Consider the following 15,359-nt stretch of genomic DNA (forward strand, 5'->3'; position numbering starts at 1 on the left):
CCGGGGGGGGGGGGGGGGGGCGGGGGGGGGGCGGGGGCGGGGGCGGGGGCCGCGGGGGCCGGGGCGGGGGGGGCGGGGGGCGCGGGGGGCCCGGGCGCGGGGGCGCGCCGGGGCCCGGCCCGCCCCGCCCCCCCCCCGAGCCGGTGGTACGACGCCGCCGCGTGCGGCGGCGCTGCTTGCCTCGCTGCCTACTTCTTGCGGCGGCGACCGCCCTTGGCGGCCTTGCGGCGCTCCGCGCGGGTCGTGCCGGCCTCCTCGTCGGCGGCGCCGGCAGCGCCCCCGGAGACGCCCGCCTCCTCGAACTCGCCCTCCACGACGCCGCCCTCACCGTCGACCGACGGGGCGGAGAAGTGCAGCCGGTCCGCCCGCTTGGGCGCTTCCAGGCCCTTCGCGCGGATCTCGGGCTGCTTGACCAGCGACGGCGGCGCGTCCTGCACCTCGTCCGTCACCGGCACCTCCTCGACCTGCTGCTCCACCTGGACCTCCAGGTTGAACAGGTAGCCGACGGACTCCTCCTTGATGCCGTCCATCATGGCGGTGAACATGTCGAAGCCCTCGCGCTGGTACTCCACCAGCGGGTCGCGCTGCGCCATGGCACGCAGCCCGATGCCCTCCTGGAGGTAGTCCATCTCGTAGAGGTGCTCACGCCACTTGCGGTCGAGCACCGACAGCACCACGCGCCGCTCCAGCTCGCGCATGATGTCCTCGGTGAGCTGCTTCTCCCGCTCGGCGTACTGCTCGTGGATGTCGTCCTTGACCGACTCGGCGATGAACTCGGCGGTGATACCCGCGCGGTCGCCGGCCGCCTCCTCCAGCTCGTCGACGGTGACCTTCGCCGGGTAGAGCTGCTTGAAGGCGCCCCACAGCCGGTCCAGGTCCCAGTCCTCGGCGAAGCCCTCGCGCGTCTCGGCGTCGATGTACGCGTCGATGGTGTCGTCCATGAAGTGCTGCACCTGCTCCTGGAGGTCCTCGCCCTCCAGGACGCGGCGGCGCTCGCCGTAGATCACCTCGCGCTGGCGGTTGAGCACCTCGTCGTACTTCAGGACGTTCTTGCGGATCTCGAAGTTCTGCTGCTCGACCTGCGACTGGGCGGACGCGATCGCCCGGGTCACCATCTTGTTCTCGATCGGCACGTCGTCGGGCACGTTGGCCATGGACATCACGCGCTCGACCATCTGCGCCTTGAACAGCCGCATCAGGTCGTCGCCGAGGGAGAGGTAGAAGCGGGACTCACCCGGGTCTCCCTGGCGGCCGGAGCGGCCGCGCAGCTGGTTGTCGATCCGGCGCGACTCGTGCCGCTCGGTGCCCAGGACGTACAGCCCGCCGAGGTCCTTGACCTCCTCGAACTCGGCCTTGACCGCCTCCTCGGCGCGCTCCAGCGCCTCGGGCAGGGCCGCGGCCCACTCCTCGACGTGCTCGACCGGGTCCAGGCCGCGCTGGCGCAGCTCCGCCTCGGCGAGGTCGTCGGGGTTGCCGCCGAGCTTGATGTCGGTACCGCGGCCGGCCATGTTGGTGGCGACGGTGACCGCGCCCTTGCGCCCGGCCTGGGCGACGATGGTCGCCTCACGGTCGTGCTGCTTGGCGTTGAGCACCTCGTGCGGGATGCCCCGCTTGGACAGCTGCGCGGACAGGTACTCGGACTTCTCGACGGAGACGGTGCCGACCAGGACCGGCTGGCCCTTCTCGTGCTTCTCGACGATGTCCTCCACGACGGCGGCGAACTTCGCCTCCTCCGTGCGGTAGATCAGGTCGGGCTTGTCCATCCGCTGCATCGGGCGGTTGGTCGGGATCGGCACGACGCCCAGCTTGTAGATCTGGTGGAACTCGGCGGCCTCGGTCATCGCCGTACCGGTCATCCCGCTGAGCTTGTCGTACAGGCGGAAGAAGTTCTGCAGGGTGATCGTGGCGAGCGTCTGGTTCTCGTCCTTGATGTCCACCCCTTCCTTCGCCTCGATCGCCTGGTGCATGCCCTCGTTGTAGCGGCGGCCGGCGAGAATACGGCCGGTGTGCTCGTCGACGATCATGACCTCGCCGTCGATGACGACGTAGTCCTTGTCGTTCTTGTAGAGCTCCTTGGCCTTGATGGCGTTGTTCAGATAACCGACGAGCGGGGTGTTCACCGACTCGTAGAGGTTGTCGATGCCCAGCCAGTCCTCGACCTTGCTGACGCCGGACTCGTGGATGGCGACGGTGCGCTTCTTCTCGTCCACGTCGTAGTCGCCGGTCTCCTCCTTGCCGAGGCTGCCCGCCTCGCCGCGGGTGAGCCGCTTCACCAGGCGGGCGAAGTCGCTGTACCACTTCGTGGCCTGGTCGGCGGGGCCGGAGATGATCAGCGGGGTACGCGCCTCGTCCACCAGGATCGAGTCGACCTCGTCGACCACCGCGAAGTTGTGGCCGCGCTGGACCAACTCGTCCTTCGACCACGCCATGTTGTCGCGCAGGTAGTCGAAGCCGAACTCGTTGTTGGTGCCGTAGGTGATGTCGCAGTTGTACTGCTCGCGGCGCTCGGCCGGGGTCATGTTCGCCAGGATGCAGCCGACGCTCAGGCCGAGGAACTTGTGCACCCGGCCCATCCACTCCGAGTCGCGCTCGGCGAGGTAGTCGTTGACCGTGATCAGGTGAACGCCCTTGCCGGAGATCGCGTTGAGGTACGTGGGAAGGGTGCCGACCAGGGTCTTGCCCTCGCCGGTGCGCATCTCGGCGACATAGCCGAGGTGCAGGGCCGCACCGCCCATGATCTGCACGTCGTAGTGGCGCTGGCCGAGGACGCGCTTGGCCGCCTCGCGGACCGCGGCGAACGCCTCGGGCATCAGGTCGTCCAGCGACTCCCCGTCTTCGTAGCGCTGCTTGAATTCGTCGGTGAGTGCCCGCAACTCGGCGTCGGTGAGCTCGACGAAGTCCTCTTCGACGGAATTGACCTGGTCCGCGATGCGGTGCAGCTTGCGCAGGATCTTGCCTTCACCTGCACGCATGATCTTGCTGATGACGGACACGTAGGCTGACTCCTTGCCGGTCGGGCCTGGCGCGAATTCCCGCGCGGGGCACAGCGCGGGTCCTGTCTGCCTGGCCCTGCTGCAACGGCCATCGTAAGCGAGGACACCAGCGGCCCGGGAGGCCCGGCAGCGGCAAAACGGTTTTCCCCCGCGCCGAGGGGTCCGGGATACTCGGCCGCAGTCCTCCCGCCGCCCGATATGCGGCCGCAACGGGGGCCCGGCACCCCTGCCGGAAAGTCCGCCGGAAAGGTGCGCGCCCGCCATGGAAACACCTGTTCTCACCACAAAGCGCCTCCTCCTGCGGGCCCTGGAACCGCGTGACGGCGACGCCCTGTACGCCGCCTGTCAGGACCCTGAGATTCCGCGCTGGACATCCGTTCCCTCGCCGTATCCGCGCGAGCACGCCGACCACTTCATCGACGTCGTGTGCGCGGACGGCTGGCGCGACGACACCATGTACAACTTCGGCGTCTTCACGCGCGACGAAGGCGCCCTGGTCAGCTCGATGGGCCTGGTCCGCCTCCAGCACCTGGCCGCCCCGCAGCGCCAGGCCGAGCTCGGCTACTGGACGGCGAAGCACCAGCGCGGCAAGGGCTACACGGTGGAGGCGGCACGAGCGGTGTGCACCTGGGCCTTCGACGCCCTGGGTGTCGAACGCCTGGAATGGTTCGCGGAGGCCGGCAACGAAGCCTCCCGCGCGGTCGCCCTGAGACTCGGGTTCGCCATGGAGGGCACCGTACGCTCGCGGGTCGTCCACGAAGGCACCCGGCGGGACGCGTGGAGCGGTTCCCTGCTCCCTTCGGACTGGGACCGCCCGTCGCAACTGCCGTACCTCCCGTACGCGAAGTAGCGGCTGCCCACCGCCGCGGGAGAAGTCGCCGGAACGAGTGAATCCGCTGGTCACAGCCGACTGTCAGTGGCCGGTTCTACGCTGGCCGTCATGACTCTCCTGCCGTCACCCGAGCTGACCCTGTCCGCCGACGAAGCCCGCAGGATCGCCCTTCGGGCGCAGGGCCTCCTGGGGGCGCCGGACCGGCGGTCGGGGACCCGGGGCGTGCTGCGGTCCCTCGGCGCGGTCCAGCTCGACACCATCTCGGTACTGGCCAGGTCGCACGAACTGATCCCCTACGCGCGCCTGGGGGCGGTCGGCCGCGACGCGGTGGAGGAGGCGTACTGGTCCGACGGCCACGCCTTCGAGTACTGGTCGCACGCCGCCTGCATCCTGCCCATCGAGGAGTGGCCGCACTTCGCCTTCCGCCGCCGGGCCCGCCGCGCCCGCGGCCACCGCTGGCACATCCTCGAGGACGCCGAACGCTCCTGCGCGGCCGTGCTGGACCGCCTGAAGATCGACGGTCCGCTGACCTCCACCGAGCTCGGCGGCGCGAAGAACGGCGGCCCGTGGTGGGACTGGTCCGAGACGAAGATCGCGGTGGAGTGGCTGCTGGACACCGGTGAGGTGGTCTGCACGCAGCGCCGCGGCTGGAAGCGCGTCTACGACCTCGCGGAGCGCGCCGTGCCCGACACCCTGCTGCACGACGACATCGACGACACCGAGTGCGTACGGCGCCTGGTCGCGCAGGCGGGTGCGGCCATGGGCGTCGCCACCCGGGCGGATCTTGCGGACTACCACCGCCTCAAGGGCGAGCAGGTCGCGGCGGTGCTGGACTCCACCGGGCTGGTCCCGGTCGAGGTCGAGGGCTGGGGCAAGCCCGCCTGGGCCGACCCGGCCGCGCTCGCCGCCCCGCCGCGCGGCCGGCACCGCACCACGCTGCTGTCGCCCTTCGACTCCCTGATCTGGGACCGCCCGCGCACCGAGCGGATCTTCGGCTTCACCCACCGCCTGGAGGCATACACCCCCAAGCCGAAACGCGTGCACGGCTACTTCGCGATGCCGCTGCTGGCGGGCGGCCGGCTGGTGGGCCGGGTGGACCCTGCCCGGGAGGGACAGACCCTGGTCGCACGCCAGGTCACCCTGGACGGCCCCAAGGCCGTCCAGCCCGCTGCGGACGCCCTCACCGAGGCCGCCGGCTGGGTCGGCTGCACCCGGACCCGGGCCGAACGCGTCCTGCCCGAGTCCCTGCGCGCCCCTCTGACCGCCGCCCTCGCCCGCGGCCAGGGCTAGGCCGTGTTTTGGAAGTCCCGCCTGGCCCGTGGCGCCTGATACGCACGCTCGCTTCGTTGTCGGGCTTGTCCGAGTAGGCCCACTACGAGGACAACCCTCCGCCTTGCGATCGCACGCACCAGACGCCACGGGCCCCGCCCTTTGGGCGGACGGCGCCACTTCCAAAACACGGCCTAGCGGATCTCCAGGATCTTCTCCCGCATCGCGTAGACCACGGCCTCCATGCGGGAGTGGAGCTGGAGTTTCTCCAGGATGTTGCGGACGTGGTTCTTCACGGTGTTCTCGCTGATGAACAACTGCTTGGCGATGTCCCGGTTGTTCAAGCCGGTGGCCACCAGCTTGAGCACCTCCAACTCGCGGTCGGTGAGCTTGGGCGCCGGAAGCAGCCGCTTCTCGTCGGTGCGCTGGATCATCGACTTGAACTCGGTGAGCAGCTTCGACGCCATCGAGGGGCTGATCTGCGACTGCCCGTCGGCGACCGCGCGGATCGCGGTCGCCACCTCGTCGGTGGAGATCTCCTTCAGCAGGTAGCCCGTCGCGCCGGCCTTGATCGCCTCGTAGAGGTCGGCTTCCTCATCGCTTATCGTCAGCATGATGATCTTGGCGCTGGGCGCGACCTCCTTGATCGAGGTGCACGCCTCGATCCCCCCGCGCCGCGGCATCCTGACGTCCATCAGCACGATGTCCGGGAGCAGGTCGGCGGCCTTCTCCACGGCCTCGGCGCCGTCTCCGGCCTCGCCGATGACCTGGATGTCCTCCTCCTGCGCGAGCACGATCTCCAGGCCCCGCCGAAACAGCGCGTGGTCGTCGACCACGAGTACCCGAATCGGCTCCGCACGGGGCGGACCGGACGGTTCGCCGTACAGCACCGGGCCTCGTTCGCCGGGCGACCCGTGCTCGAAGTCCGGCATCAATTCCTCCCCGTCAGACCAGAGTTGACCACTGGCCCAGCATTTCACGTCCCGGCGCGCCGACGCCCCCGGACGCACCCGGGGGCATTCGACGCTCCTTACTCGCCACAGGCCCTTCGCAGGCCCGCGAGGTCAGACGCCGTGGTGCAGCGCGTCGCCGGCCCCGGCCGGCGACGCCGCACCCGACTCGTCCGCGTTGAGATGGATCACGCCGTAGTCGTAGCCCTGCCGTCGGTAGACCACGCTCGGCTGCTTGGTCTCGCTGTCGACGAACAGGTAGAAGTCGTGCCCGACCAACTCCATCTCGTACAGCGCCTGGTCCAGCGCCATCGGTGCCGCGGCGTGGGTCTTCTCCCTGACCACGAGCGGGCCTTCGCCGTGGACCTCCAGCGGCCCGAACCGGGTTGTGGGCACTTCTCCGTCGACCAGCTGATCGGCGACGAGCGTGCCGTCCCCGTTGATCCGCGCGGCGCCCGGCACGTTCTCGGCCACCTCGGCGGCGGGCGTACGGCCGTTGCCCCGGCGGGTGTGCCGCTTGCTCGCGGCCTTCCGCAGCCGGGCTTCCAGCTTCGTGACCGCCACATCCAGCGCGGCGTACGGGTCCGCGGCGGCAGCCTCCGCGCGCACCACGGGGCCGCGGGTGTTCAGCGTGATCTCCACCCGGTCGCTGCGGTCCGCCTGCCGGGGGTTGAGCTCCTTGGACACCTCGACGTCGAGGCTGATCACCTTGCCGTCGAGCTTCTGGATCTTGTCCAGTTTCTCGGCCACGTGCTTCCGGAACCTCTCGGGCACCTCGGTCTTGCGGCCTTTGACGACGATGTCCACGCAGAACTCCGTTCCGGACCGCCCCCGTGACCAGGGGCAATCCCTTTCATGAGGCCGGCGCGGGTGCCAGTCCCTGCCGGCGCTGCGTTAGCTGCCGCTCCGCCACCCGGGCTGATCCGGATACCGCGAAGCTGCGGCTTTCACCTCCTTCTGCCCCACAGGGAAGATCAACACCCCCGGTGTTCGCTTCCCTCTCTCCCGAACATAGTCCCGGAGTGTGCGTCTCGGCATCCTCAGCGCAGGCTTACCTCCGTTCGGATGAATCCCCACCATGGCCACCTGCATCGATGCGCAAATCAGTCGATCCGAGAATCGTGCGGTCCGGCGACCACCGCGGCGCCGGCGACCCAGCCGCCGACCGCGGCCACGGCACCGGCCGCCACCGCGAGTGACGCCCCGGTGGTCATGAGGTCGTCCACGAGCACCACCGGAGCCGCCGCCAGCAGGGGCACGGCGCTGCCCGCGGCCGCCACCGCGCCGCAGAGGTTCGCCAACCTCCCGTCCGCGCTCAGCTCGGACTGGTCGGCGACCGGTCGCCGCTGCCGCAACACGGCCGCCGCCCGGGCCGGCACGCCCTGCCGCCTCAACTCGCGGGCCGCCGACCGGGCGATCCGGGCGGTGGCGTCGTGCCCCCGCTGGGCAACCGCCCGGCGAGACGAGGGCACGGGCACCAGCAGCAGCGGGCCGCGCTGCGACGCCGGTCTCGGTACCGGTGACCCGGGAGTGCCTCGCAGGGCGGTGCGAGGCACCTCCAGGCCGTGGAGGACCGGCCACAGGCCGAGGCGGGACCCGTGGTCGGCGTCGGCTGCCGCTGGAGCCCGTCCAGGCAGGTTCCAGCGGTGGCCGACCGCATGCGGGACGGCTGGGCCGGGCAAGGCGCCGATGGGACCGGTCGCCCGGACGACCGCTCCCGCCAGTGCCTCTCCCAGCGGCCGGGCGAGGCCCAGGGCGCCGCGCTCCTTGTGCGCGAGGACGACAGCCCGCACCTCGTCGCCGTACCGGCCCGCCGCGTAGACCGGTGGCAGCCCCGGCGGCTCGGGTGACGGACGTACGCGCCGTGCTGTGGCCGCTCCGCCCAGCAGCCCATGGCACCGCTCGCACAGCTCCGTCCGCGGACTCCCGCAGCCCGCGCAGTCCACCGGGAGGACCAACCCGGTGATCTCCCTCCACCAGCCCCGCATGACTCAACTTTGCGCCTTGCGGCAAGTCCGCTGCCAGTCACTCTTTCGTGGCTGTGGATAACTCGATCCCCACAGGTCAGCCGGGATAGACGGGATTGCTGCCCTTCGGCGAGACCTGCTTCCAGTTCGAGTCGGTGGGCAGTTCGTAGACCCTGCCGTTGTACGAGGCGAGCAGGGGCATCGCCTGGTTCTCCGAGGAGGCGACGGACGTGGCCTCGCTGACGCCCTGCGGCAGGGACCCGGCCGAGCCGTCCGAGCTGATGTACTCGATCTGCTGGGCTCCGCCGGGCTCGGTGTCGAGCACCACGAGCTTGCTGGCACCGGCCCACGACACGGACGTCATGTGTTCTCCCGCGGGTGTCAGGGAGCGCAGGCTGTCGACCGAGAACTCCGGGTGCTGCGCAGTGCCCTCCCGGACGATCCGGCCGAGCATCAGGCGGGTACCGCTGCCCTGCTGCACCACCAAGGCGATCCGCACCCCGTCCGAGGCCACCCGCAGCGACTGAATCCGGCCGTCGAGGTCCGGCACCGGCACCTCGATCGGCTCGCCGGTGCCGTTGGGCAACACCATCAGCTTCGGAGCGTCCTGATCACGGTCGGCCACCCACAAGTCGTCGAAGCCGTCCCAGCTCGGTGCGCTCAGCCCGTCCCTGACCTTGCTGGTCACCACCGGTTTGCCGAAGGTCTGGCCGGCGACGAGCGACGCGACCACCAGTTCACGGCCGTCGGAGCGCACGCCTGCGGCCGCCTCCTGGTCCCTGCGCACCGCCACCGAGTCCAGGTACGCCTTGCTGGAGCCGAACGGGCCGGGCACCGGTGTCGCCTTCGGTGTGCTGCCCTTGCCGTCGTCGGTCAGCTCCAGCAGCCGGTGCTGGCTGTCGGCTTCGACGAAGTAGGGCCGCGGGTTGGCGCCGACCAGGTTCTCGGGGCCGTAGCTGAGGGCTTCCCCGCTCGGCAGCTTGCACGCGGTGGAACCATCCGCATGGTCCACCTCGGCCGACGCCAACTGCGCGGACGCCTGCGCCTGGACGGTGGCGAAGAGCTGCGCGGCCAGCTCGGTGCAGCGCTGCCCGCGCAGTCCGTCAGCGCTGTGGTCGAGCCGGACCTGAAGCTGCTGCGAGTCGTCCAGCGACACCCCGTGGTCCGGGCCCTTGTCCTCCAGCTTCGTCCCGGCGGGTGTCGCGGTGGTGACGACAGGCGACAGCCAGTCGGTGGGCCCGCCCAGCAGCGCCGAGACCGTCGACACCAGCGGGTCGTTCTGGATACGCAGGTACACAGGGTCGGCGACCAGCGTCGCGTTGCTGCTACCGCCGGCCGGATGCCCGTCCGGTCCGAGCTTGGCGAAGTAGTACATGTTCACCGAGTGGTATATCCGCTGGAAGTCCAGGTCGGACAGCACCAGGCCGTTCTCAAGGCCGTCGATCCTCCACTGGTTGTTCTCCTTGACCAGGTGGAACGACGTGCTGAACGGGCCGTGGTCCGGCTGGTACGCGTGCTTGGTGTCCACAACGGCCGCCTTCGTCGCCGACAGGGTGACCGTGGTGTATCCCTCCTTGCGGCCGCTGCCGCCCACCTCGCGAGGGGTCAGCTCCCCCGAGAACACGGTGATCCCCGTGTTCGGCTTCCAACGGTGCCGCTCCTGCTTGGAGAGGTACTTCTGCGCGGTGACGAAGTCCGACTCGCTGCTGGTCGTCGCTTCCAGGAACCCGTTGACGATGTCGGAGGCGCTCTCGCCCGGACTCGGCGCGATGCCGAAGACCCGCACCTGCGAGTCGGAGTCCGCGCGCTGGCCCTCGCTGACCTTGCGCACCTCGCCGCTGCTGGGCATCGAGGCGCAGCCGGCCAGCAGCAGCGCCGCGAACAGCGCCGGCAACCCTCGCGGCAGCAGCCGCCCCCGGCCGCCCCCCATCACACCCATCAGACGTCGTCCTCCCGCATGGTTTCCCTACGCTCCACGACCCGCGCGCCGCTGCCCGGAAGCGCCGCGGGGTCCGCCACCGGCGGCCGGGTCGACGCCTTGGGCACCAGCGGCATCGACGGCAGTTGCGGTCCACGCGCAGTGGCCTGCCGCACCACGACACCGTCACCTGAAGTACCACCCGGCGAGCCCGTACGCGGCACCGGCACCGACGTCCCCGCCTTGGCCGGCAGACCCGAGGAGTTCAGCCCCCGGTTGCGGCGCGAGTCGTCGGGTTCCAGCGGGATCGGCGAACCGCGCAGGCTGTCCCCCGCGGTACGAGGAAGCGTCATACGGAACTGCGAACCGCCACCCGGCTCGCCCCACGCCTGCAACCACCCGCCGTGCAGCCGGGCGTCCTCCACCGCGATGGAGAGACCCAGTCCGGTGCCACCGGTGGTACGCGCACGCGCCGGGTCCGCCCGCCAGAAGCGGTTGAACACCCGAGTCGCCTCGCCCGGTTTCAAGCCCACGCCGTAATCCCGCACCGCCACCGCGACGGCGCCGTCGACCGTCGCCAACCGGACCACCACGTCTCGGCCCTCGCCGTGCTCGATCGCGTTGACCACCAGGTTGCGCAGCACGCGCTCCACCCGGCGGGCGTCGGCCTCCGCGATCACCGGCTGCGCGTCGCCGCGGATGATCACACGGGTGCCCTTGCGGTCCGCGAGAGGCTCGGCGGCATCGACGACCTGGCGCACCACGTCCCGCAGGTCTATCGGCTCGGCGGCCAGGTCCGCGGCGCCGGCGTCGAACCTGCTGATCTCCAGCAGGTCGGACAGCAGGGACTCGAACCGGTCCAACTGGTTCTGCAGCAGTTCCGCGGAGCGCGCCGTGACCGGATCGAAGTCCGTCCGGGCGTCGTGGATGACGTCGGCCGCCATCCGCACCGTCGTCAACGGTGTCCGCAGCTCGTGCGACACATCGGAGACGAAGCGGCGCTGCATCCGCGACAGGTCCTCCAGCTGCTGAATCTTGACCTGGAGGTTCTGCGCCATCTTGTTGAACGACTCGCCGAGCCGGGCGATGTCGTCCTCCCCGGTGACCTGCATCCGTTCCTGGAGCCGCCCGGCCGCCAGTCGCTCGGCGATTCCGGCGGCCATCCGCACCGGCGTGACCACCTGCCGCGTCACCAGCCACGCGATCGCGCCGAGCAGCACCACCACGAATATCCCCGCGGTGGCCAGCGTGCCCTTGACCAGCCCGAGGGTCTTCTCCTCCTGGTCGAACGGGAACAGGTAGTACAGCTGGTAGGTGTTCCCGTTGATGTCCGTCAGCCGCTTGCCCACCGCCAACGCCGGCCGCGGCTTGTGACCGTCGTCGGTCTTGACCATCGTGTACTGCTTGAGCGCGCCGGGATGGCTGCGCACCGCGTCGCTCAGCGACTTCGGGATGCTCTCGTCCGGCAGCACGCTGCCTGAGCCACGCGGTCCGCGCACGCTGCCCGCGTTGCCCCCGGCGAAGGGCGGATCGTCGCCCCGCCCAGGGCTGAGCGCGACGATCCAGTACACGCCCTTACCGCCACTGGCGAACTGCTGGACCAGGCTGTTCAGCCATGTCCCCGAGTCGACCCGGCCCTGCGCAGCACCGGAGCCGGACGCCTGCTGGGTCTGGCTGCCCTTGTCCGCCATGTCCTGCGCAATGGAGAAACCGCCGGTCGCCTGGTTCGTCGCCGCCTTCTCCTTCGCGTCGAGCAGCCCGTTCTGCACCTGGCCGATGACCACGAAGCCGAGCAGCAGCACAACGCCCACCGACATCAGCAACGTGAAGGCGACCACCCGGAGCTGAAGATTGCGCCGCCACAGCCGCACCGCCGGCTGCAGCGGACGCCGCGCCCAGCGCACGAACGAGCGGATCACCGGCAGCAGCCCCTGCATCGGATCGGCCAGCCGGCTCTCCAAGCGCTCACGCTCGTACGACGCGCACATGTCAGCCCGGTCCTGCCTTGTAGCCGACACCGCGAACGGTCACGACGATCTCCGGACGCTCCGGGTCCTGCTCCACCTTCGACCGCAGCCGCTGCACGTGCACATTCACCAGCCGTGTGTCCGCCGCGTGGCGATAGCCCCAGACCTGCTCCAGCAGCACCTCACGTGTGAACACCTGCCACGGCTTGCGGGCAAGCGCGACCAGAAGATCGAACTCCAACGGAGTCAGCGCGATCGGCTGACCGCCACGCTTCACCGAGTGCCCGGCGACATCGATCAGCAGATCCCCGATCGCAAGCTGCTCAGGTGTCGGCTCCTCGGCACGCCGCAGCCGCGCCCGCACCCGCGCCACCAGCTCCTTGGGCTTGAACGGCTTGATGACGTAGTCGTCCGCCCCGGACTCCAGGCCGACCACCACATCCACCGTGTCGCTCTTCGCCGTGAGCATCACGATCGGCACACCGGACTCAGCCCGGATCTGCCGGCACACATCGATGCCGTCCCTTCCGGGCAGCATCAGGTCCAGCAGCACAAGATCAGGCTTGGCCTCCCGAAAAGCAGCAAGCGCTTTGTCGCCGTCGGCGCAGAACGACGGCTCGAAACCCTCCCCACGCAGCACGATGCCGAGCATCTCTGACAGCGCGGTGTCGTCGTCGACGACCAGGACTCGTCCCTTCATACCGACCATCATCCCATTTGCATATCGATACCGGTGACCTTTGGTGATCGAGGTCACGCTACGCAACCATTCTCCATGGTTGTACGCAGTTGCGCTGTCCCCCTGTGACAGCCTGTGGATAACTTGTGCCGCGACCGCCAGGTGACCTTACCGGCACACGGCTGCCAGCGTCTCCGCCGTCACCGGCGAGACCACTCCGTTCTCCGTCACGATCGCGGTGATCAACTCCGGCGGCGTCACGTCGAAAGCGGGATTGTAGGCCTGAGTGCCCAGCGGAGAAGGCGCCAGGTCGGTCACCTCGCTGCTCGACCGCTGCTCGACCTCGATCGACGCTCCGTCCGGTGTATCCAGGTCGACCGTCGTCGTCGGCGCCACGACGATGAACGGCACGTGGTGGTAGCGCGCCAGCACCGCAAGGGGATAAGTGCCGACCTTGTTCGCCGTCGCACCGTCCGCCGCGATCCGGTCCGCGCCCACCAGCACCGCGTCGACTTCTCCTGCCGTGAACAGCGAGCCCGCGGCGCTGTCCGAGAGCAGCGTGTACGGCATTCCCGCCCGCGCCGCCTCATAAGCGGTCAACCTCGCGCCCTGGAGCAGCGGCCGGGTCTCGTCCACCCACAACCGCCGCAGTTCCCCGGCCCGGTGGGCTGCCAGCACCACGCCGAGCGCGGTGCCCTGGCCGCCTGACACCAAGGCACCGGTGTTGCAGTGCGTCAGAACCCGGTAGCCGCCGCCGGGCACGAGTTCGGTCAGCAACTGCCCGCCATGGCGTGCCATCGCGTCGCTCGCGGCGGCGTCCTCGGCGTGCAACGCCCGCGCCTCCGCCAGTGCCGCGGCCGCGGCCTGGTCCGGCGCGGCCTTGCGGTAGGCGGCAAGCGCCCGACGCACTCCGTATCCGAGGTTGACCGCTGTCGGGCGAGCCTGCGCGAGCGACTCGGCCGCGTCCTCCACGTCGTATCCGCGCGCCGCCGCCAGCGCGACACCGTACGCTCCGGCCAACCCCAGCACGGGGGCTCCCCGTACGACGAGCGCGCCGATCGCGCCCACGAGCCCCTGCACGTCCGTGCAGGCCAACTCGACTTCCTCCTGAGGTAGTCGGGTCTGGTCGAGCAGTACCAGTACCGGCCCCTCGGGCGGTTCCTCCCATCGCAACGCGGGAATGAAGCCGTTCTCAGGTCGCGTGATGTGATCACCCATATCTCTCAGTCTGCCCTGCCAAACCGTGTTGGCGTCAGCCCATGGCACGATGGCGGCTTGAACCAGCCGAGCAACACGAAGAGGGGCAACCTCCGATGACCAACACTCCGGGCTCTACGACGCCCGGACCCTCCGACTCCCCCGAGCCGGACGGCGGCACCGGTCCCGACCCCGCCCCGTCGGCGACACCCGAACGCCCTGTGCAGAGTCAGACAGCTGATCGGCCTGTACCACCTGTACCGCCGCAAGCTCTGCCGCAGCATCCCGATACGCATCCCGGCTGGTCCCCTCAGCAGCCACCGGCCAACACCACGGGTTGGGCCCGCTGGACACCACCGCAGGGCAGCCGCCCTCCGCTGCCTCCGGCACAGGGCGGACCACGCTGGGGCGGCCCTCCCCCGCCCAACGGCTGGCAGCAGCAGGGCCCCTGGACCAGGCCGGCCGCTCCTCAACCCGGCGTCATCCCGCTGCGTCCTCTGGACGTCGGTGAGATCCTCAACGGCTCCATCGCCACGCTGCGACGCCACTGGCGAGCCATCCTCAGCGTCACCTTCGCCGTCGCCCTCGTCACGCAAGCCATCGCCGTCGTTGTCGAGGGCCTGTTCACCGACAACAGCAGCATCCAGAAGATCGAGAACAACGATCACCCGAGCGCACACGACGTCCTGCACGCGCTACGCGACGCTTACGCCGGACTGGGACTCACCGCGATCATCGCCGCGCTCGGAGTGCTCACCGCCACGGCCATGCTCACCATGGTCACCAGCCGCGCGACGCTCGGTCGTACGGTGTCGGTCGGCGAGGCTTGGCGCGAGGCCCGTCCTCGGGTGGGCCGGCTCATCGGCCTCTCGTTCCTGCTCGTCTTCCTCTACATCGCGGTACTCGTCGTCACCGTGCTGCCGGGAATCCTTGTCGCTGCGGCGGGTTCGTCGGACGGCGGCGCGGCACTGGCCGTACTCGGCGCTTGTGCGGGCATGGTGTTGATGGTCTGGCTGTGGATTCTGCTGAGTCTGGCGCCTCCGGCGCTGATGCTGGAGAACCAGAGCATCGTGGGCGCGATGAAGCGCTCGGTCAAGCTCGTTCGCGGCGCCTGGTGGCGTGTCCTCGGGGTGGAGCTCCTGACCGTCGTCATCACGTACATCGCGTCGGCCATCATCGAGTTGCCGTTCACGCTGCTGTCAGCGGCCTTCACGAACGAGTCCTTCTCGTCCTTCTACAACTCCGACAGCAACCCCAGTTGGACATTCCTCATCATCACCGGTATCGGTGCGGTCATCGGTTCGATGTTCACCCTGCCGATCAGCGCCGGCTCGGTCACTCTGCTCTACATCGACCAGCGAATTCGCCGTGAGTCGCTGGACATCGAGCTGACGAAGGCAGCCCAGCAGGACTGAGCGCTCCCAGCCGAAAGGCTGGGAGAACGCAAAAAAGCCTCGGCCCCCAGTCGGAACTGGGGGCCGAGGCTCAATATTTGTTCGGCGGTGTCCTACTCTCCCACAGGGTCCCCCCTGCAGTACCATCGGCGCTGAAAGGCTTAGCTTCCGGGTTCGGAATGTAACCGGGCGT

Annotated in this window: 11 protein-coding genes and 1 rRNA gene; 3 read left to right on the forward strand and 9 right to left on the reverse strand. The window is 69.8% G+C overall.

Annotation, left to right across the window (positions count from 1 at the left end; all coding sequences use genetic code 11):
* Positions 1-188: 188 nt before the first annotated feature.
* Positions 189-2,993, reverse strand: coding sequence for a preprotein translocase subunit SecA (gene secA / locus AB0399_RS38025; protein WP_329369018.1), 2,805 nt, complete (start codon positions 2,991-2,993; stop codon positions 189-191).
* A 262-nt stretch (positions 2,994-3,255) separates the two neighbouring features.
* Here secA and AB0399_RS38030 point away from each other — a divergent pair, with 262 nt between their 5' ends.
* Together AB0399_RS38030 and AB0399_RS38035 are read left to right on the forward strand one after the other, a co-directional pair.
* Positions 3,256-3,843, forward strand: coding sequence for a GNAT family N-acetyltransferase (locus AB0399_RS38030; RefSeq protein ID WP_329369016.1), 588 nt, complete (start codon positions 3,256-3,258; stop codon positions 3,841-3,843).
* Between the two features lie 90 nt (positions 3,844-3,933).
* Positions 3,934-5,115: a crosslink repair DNA glycosylase YcaQ family protein gene (locus tag AB0399_RS38035; RefSeq protein WP_366414392.1), complete on the forward strand. Its 1,182-nt coding sequence runs from the start codon at positions 3,934-3,936 to the stop codon at positions 5,113-5,115.
* A 173-nt stretch (positions 5,116-5,288) separates the two neighbouring features.
* Here the strand turns inward: AB0399_RS38035 and AB0399_RS38040 are convergent, their stop codons facing one another.
* The 7 genes from AB0399_RS38040 to mtnA all read right to left on the reverse strand — a co-directional run bounded on the left by AB0399_RS38040 (position 5,289) and on the right by mtnA (position 13,793).
* Positions 5,289-6,026, reverse strand: a complete 738-nt coding sequence (locus tag AB0399_RS38040) for a response regulator transcription factor (RefSeq protein WP_329369012.1) — start codon at positions 6,024-6,026, stop codon at positions 5,289-5,291.
* 132 nt (positions 6,027-6,158) lie between these two features.
* A complete protein-coding gene (raiA, locus tag AB0399_RS38045; protein WP_328464658.1) occupies positions 6,159-6,851 on the reverse strand; it encodes a ribosome-associated translation inhibitor RaiA in 693 nt (230 codons plus the stop codon).
* 296 nt (positions 6,852-7,147) lie between these two features.
* A complete protein-coding gene (locus AB0399_RS38050) occupies positions 7,148-8,032 on the reverse strand; it encodes a ComF family protein (RefSeq protein ID WP_366414393.1) in 885 nt (294 codons plus the stop codon).
* A 76-nt stretch (positions 8,033-8,108) separates the two neighbouring features.
* Positions 8,109-9,950, reverse strand: coding sequence for an LpqB family beta-propeller domain-containing protein (locus AB0399_RS38055; RefSeq protein ID WP_366414394.1), 1,842 nt, complete (start codon positions 9,948-9,950; stop codon positions 8,109-8,111).
* Positions 9,950-11,866 (reverse strand): MtrAB system histidine kinase MtrB, encoded by a 1,917-nt coding sequence (gene mtrB, locus AB0399_RS38060; protein ID WP_329374257.1) that lies wholly within the window; start codon positions 11,864-11,866, stop codon positions 9,950-9,952. Before mtrB ends, AB0399_RS38055 begins: the two co-directional genes overlap by 1 nt.
* A 52-nt stretch (positions 11,867-11,918) precedes the next feature.
* Positions 11,919-12,608, reverse strand: coding sequence for an MtrAB system response regulator MtrA (gene mtrA, locus AB0399_RS38065; RefSeq protein WP_202233941.1), 690 nt, complete (start codon positions 12,606-12,608; stop codon positions 11,919-11,921).
* Positions 12,609-12,743: 135 nt separating this feature from the next.
* A complete protein-coding gene (mtnA, locus tag AB0399_RS38070; protein ID WP_329369005.1) occupies positions 12,744-13,793 on the reverse strand; it encodes an S-methyl-5-thioribose-1-phosphate isomerase in 1,050 nt (349 codons plus the stop codon).
* Positions 13,794-13,888: 95 nt separating this feature from the next.
* Between mtnA and AB0399_RS38075 the strand changes: the two genes are divergently transcribed.
* A complete protein-coding gene (locus AB0399_RS38075) occupies positions 13,889-15,187 on the forward strand; it encodes a hypothetical protein (RefSeq protein ID WP_366414395.1) in 1,299 nt (432 codons plus the stop codon).
* Between the two features lie 79 nt (positions 15,188-15,266).
* On the opposite strand, the gene rrf is transcribed toward AB0399_RS38075, so the two are convergent.
* Positions 15,267-15,359 (reverse strand): 5S ribosomal RNA (gene rrf / locus AB0399_RS38080); the annotation flags it as partial.

Origin of the sequence: Streptomyces sp. NPDC088194 (assembly GCF_040702025.1) — a bacterium.
Lineage (GTDB): Bacteria > Actinomycetota > Actinomycetes > Streptomycetales > Streptomycetaceae > Actinacidiphila.

Excerpts from the sequence above, each read along its gene's own strand:
- AB0399_RS38055 (WP_366414394.1), bottom strand. The coding sequence starts at position 9,950 with ATGGGTGTGATGGGGGGCGGCCGGGGGCGGCTGCTGCCGCGAGGGTTG.
- AB0399_RS38030 (WP_329369016.1), top strand. The coding sequence starts at position 3,256 with ATGGAAACACCTGTTCTCACCACAAAGCGCCTCCTCCTGCGGGCCCTG.
- AB0399_RS38075 (WP_366414395.1), top strand. The coding sequence starts at position 13,889 with ATGACCAACACTCCGGGCTCTACGACGCCCGGACCCTCCGACTCCCCC.
- mtrA (WP_202233941.1), bottom strand. The coding sequence starts at position 12,608 with ATGATGGTCGGTATGAAGGGACGAGTCCTGGTCGTCGACGACGACACC.
- AB0399_RS38040 (WP_329369012.1), bottom strand. The coding sequence starts at position 6,026 with ATGCCGGACTTCGAGCACGGGTCGCCCGGCGAACGAGGCCCGGTGCTG.
- AB0399_RS38035 (WP_366414392.1), top strand. The coding sequence starts at position 3,934 with ATGACTCTCCTGCCGTCACCCGAGCTGACCCTGTCCGCCGACGAAGCC.
- mtnA (WP_329369005.1), bottom strand. The coding sequence starts at position 13,793 with ATGGGTGATCACATCACGCGACCTGAGAACGGCTTCATTCCCGCGTTG.
- AB0399_RS38050 (WP_366414393.1), bottom strand. The coding sequence starts at position 8,032 with ATGCGGGGCTGGTGGAGGGAGATCACCGGGTTGGTCCTCCCGGTGGAC.
- mtrB (WP_329374257.1), bottom strand. The coding sequence starts at position 11,866 with ATGCAGGGGCTGCTGCCGGTGATCCGCTCGTTCGTGCGCTGGGCGCGG.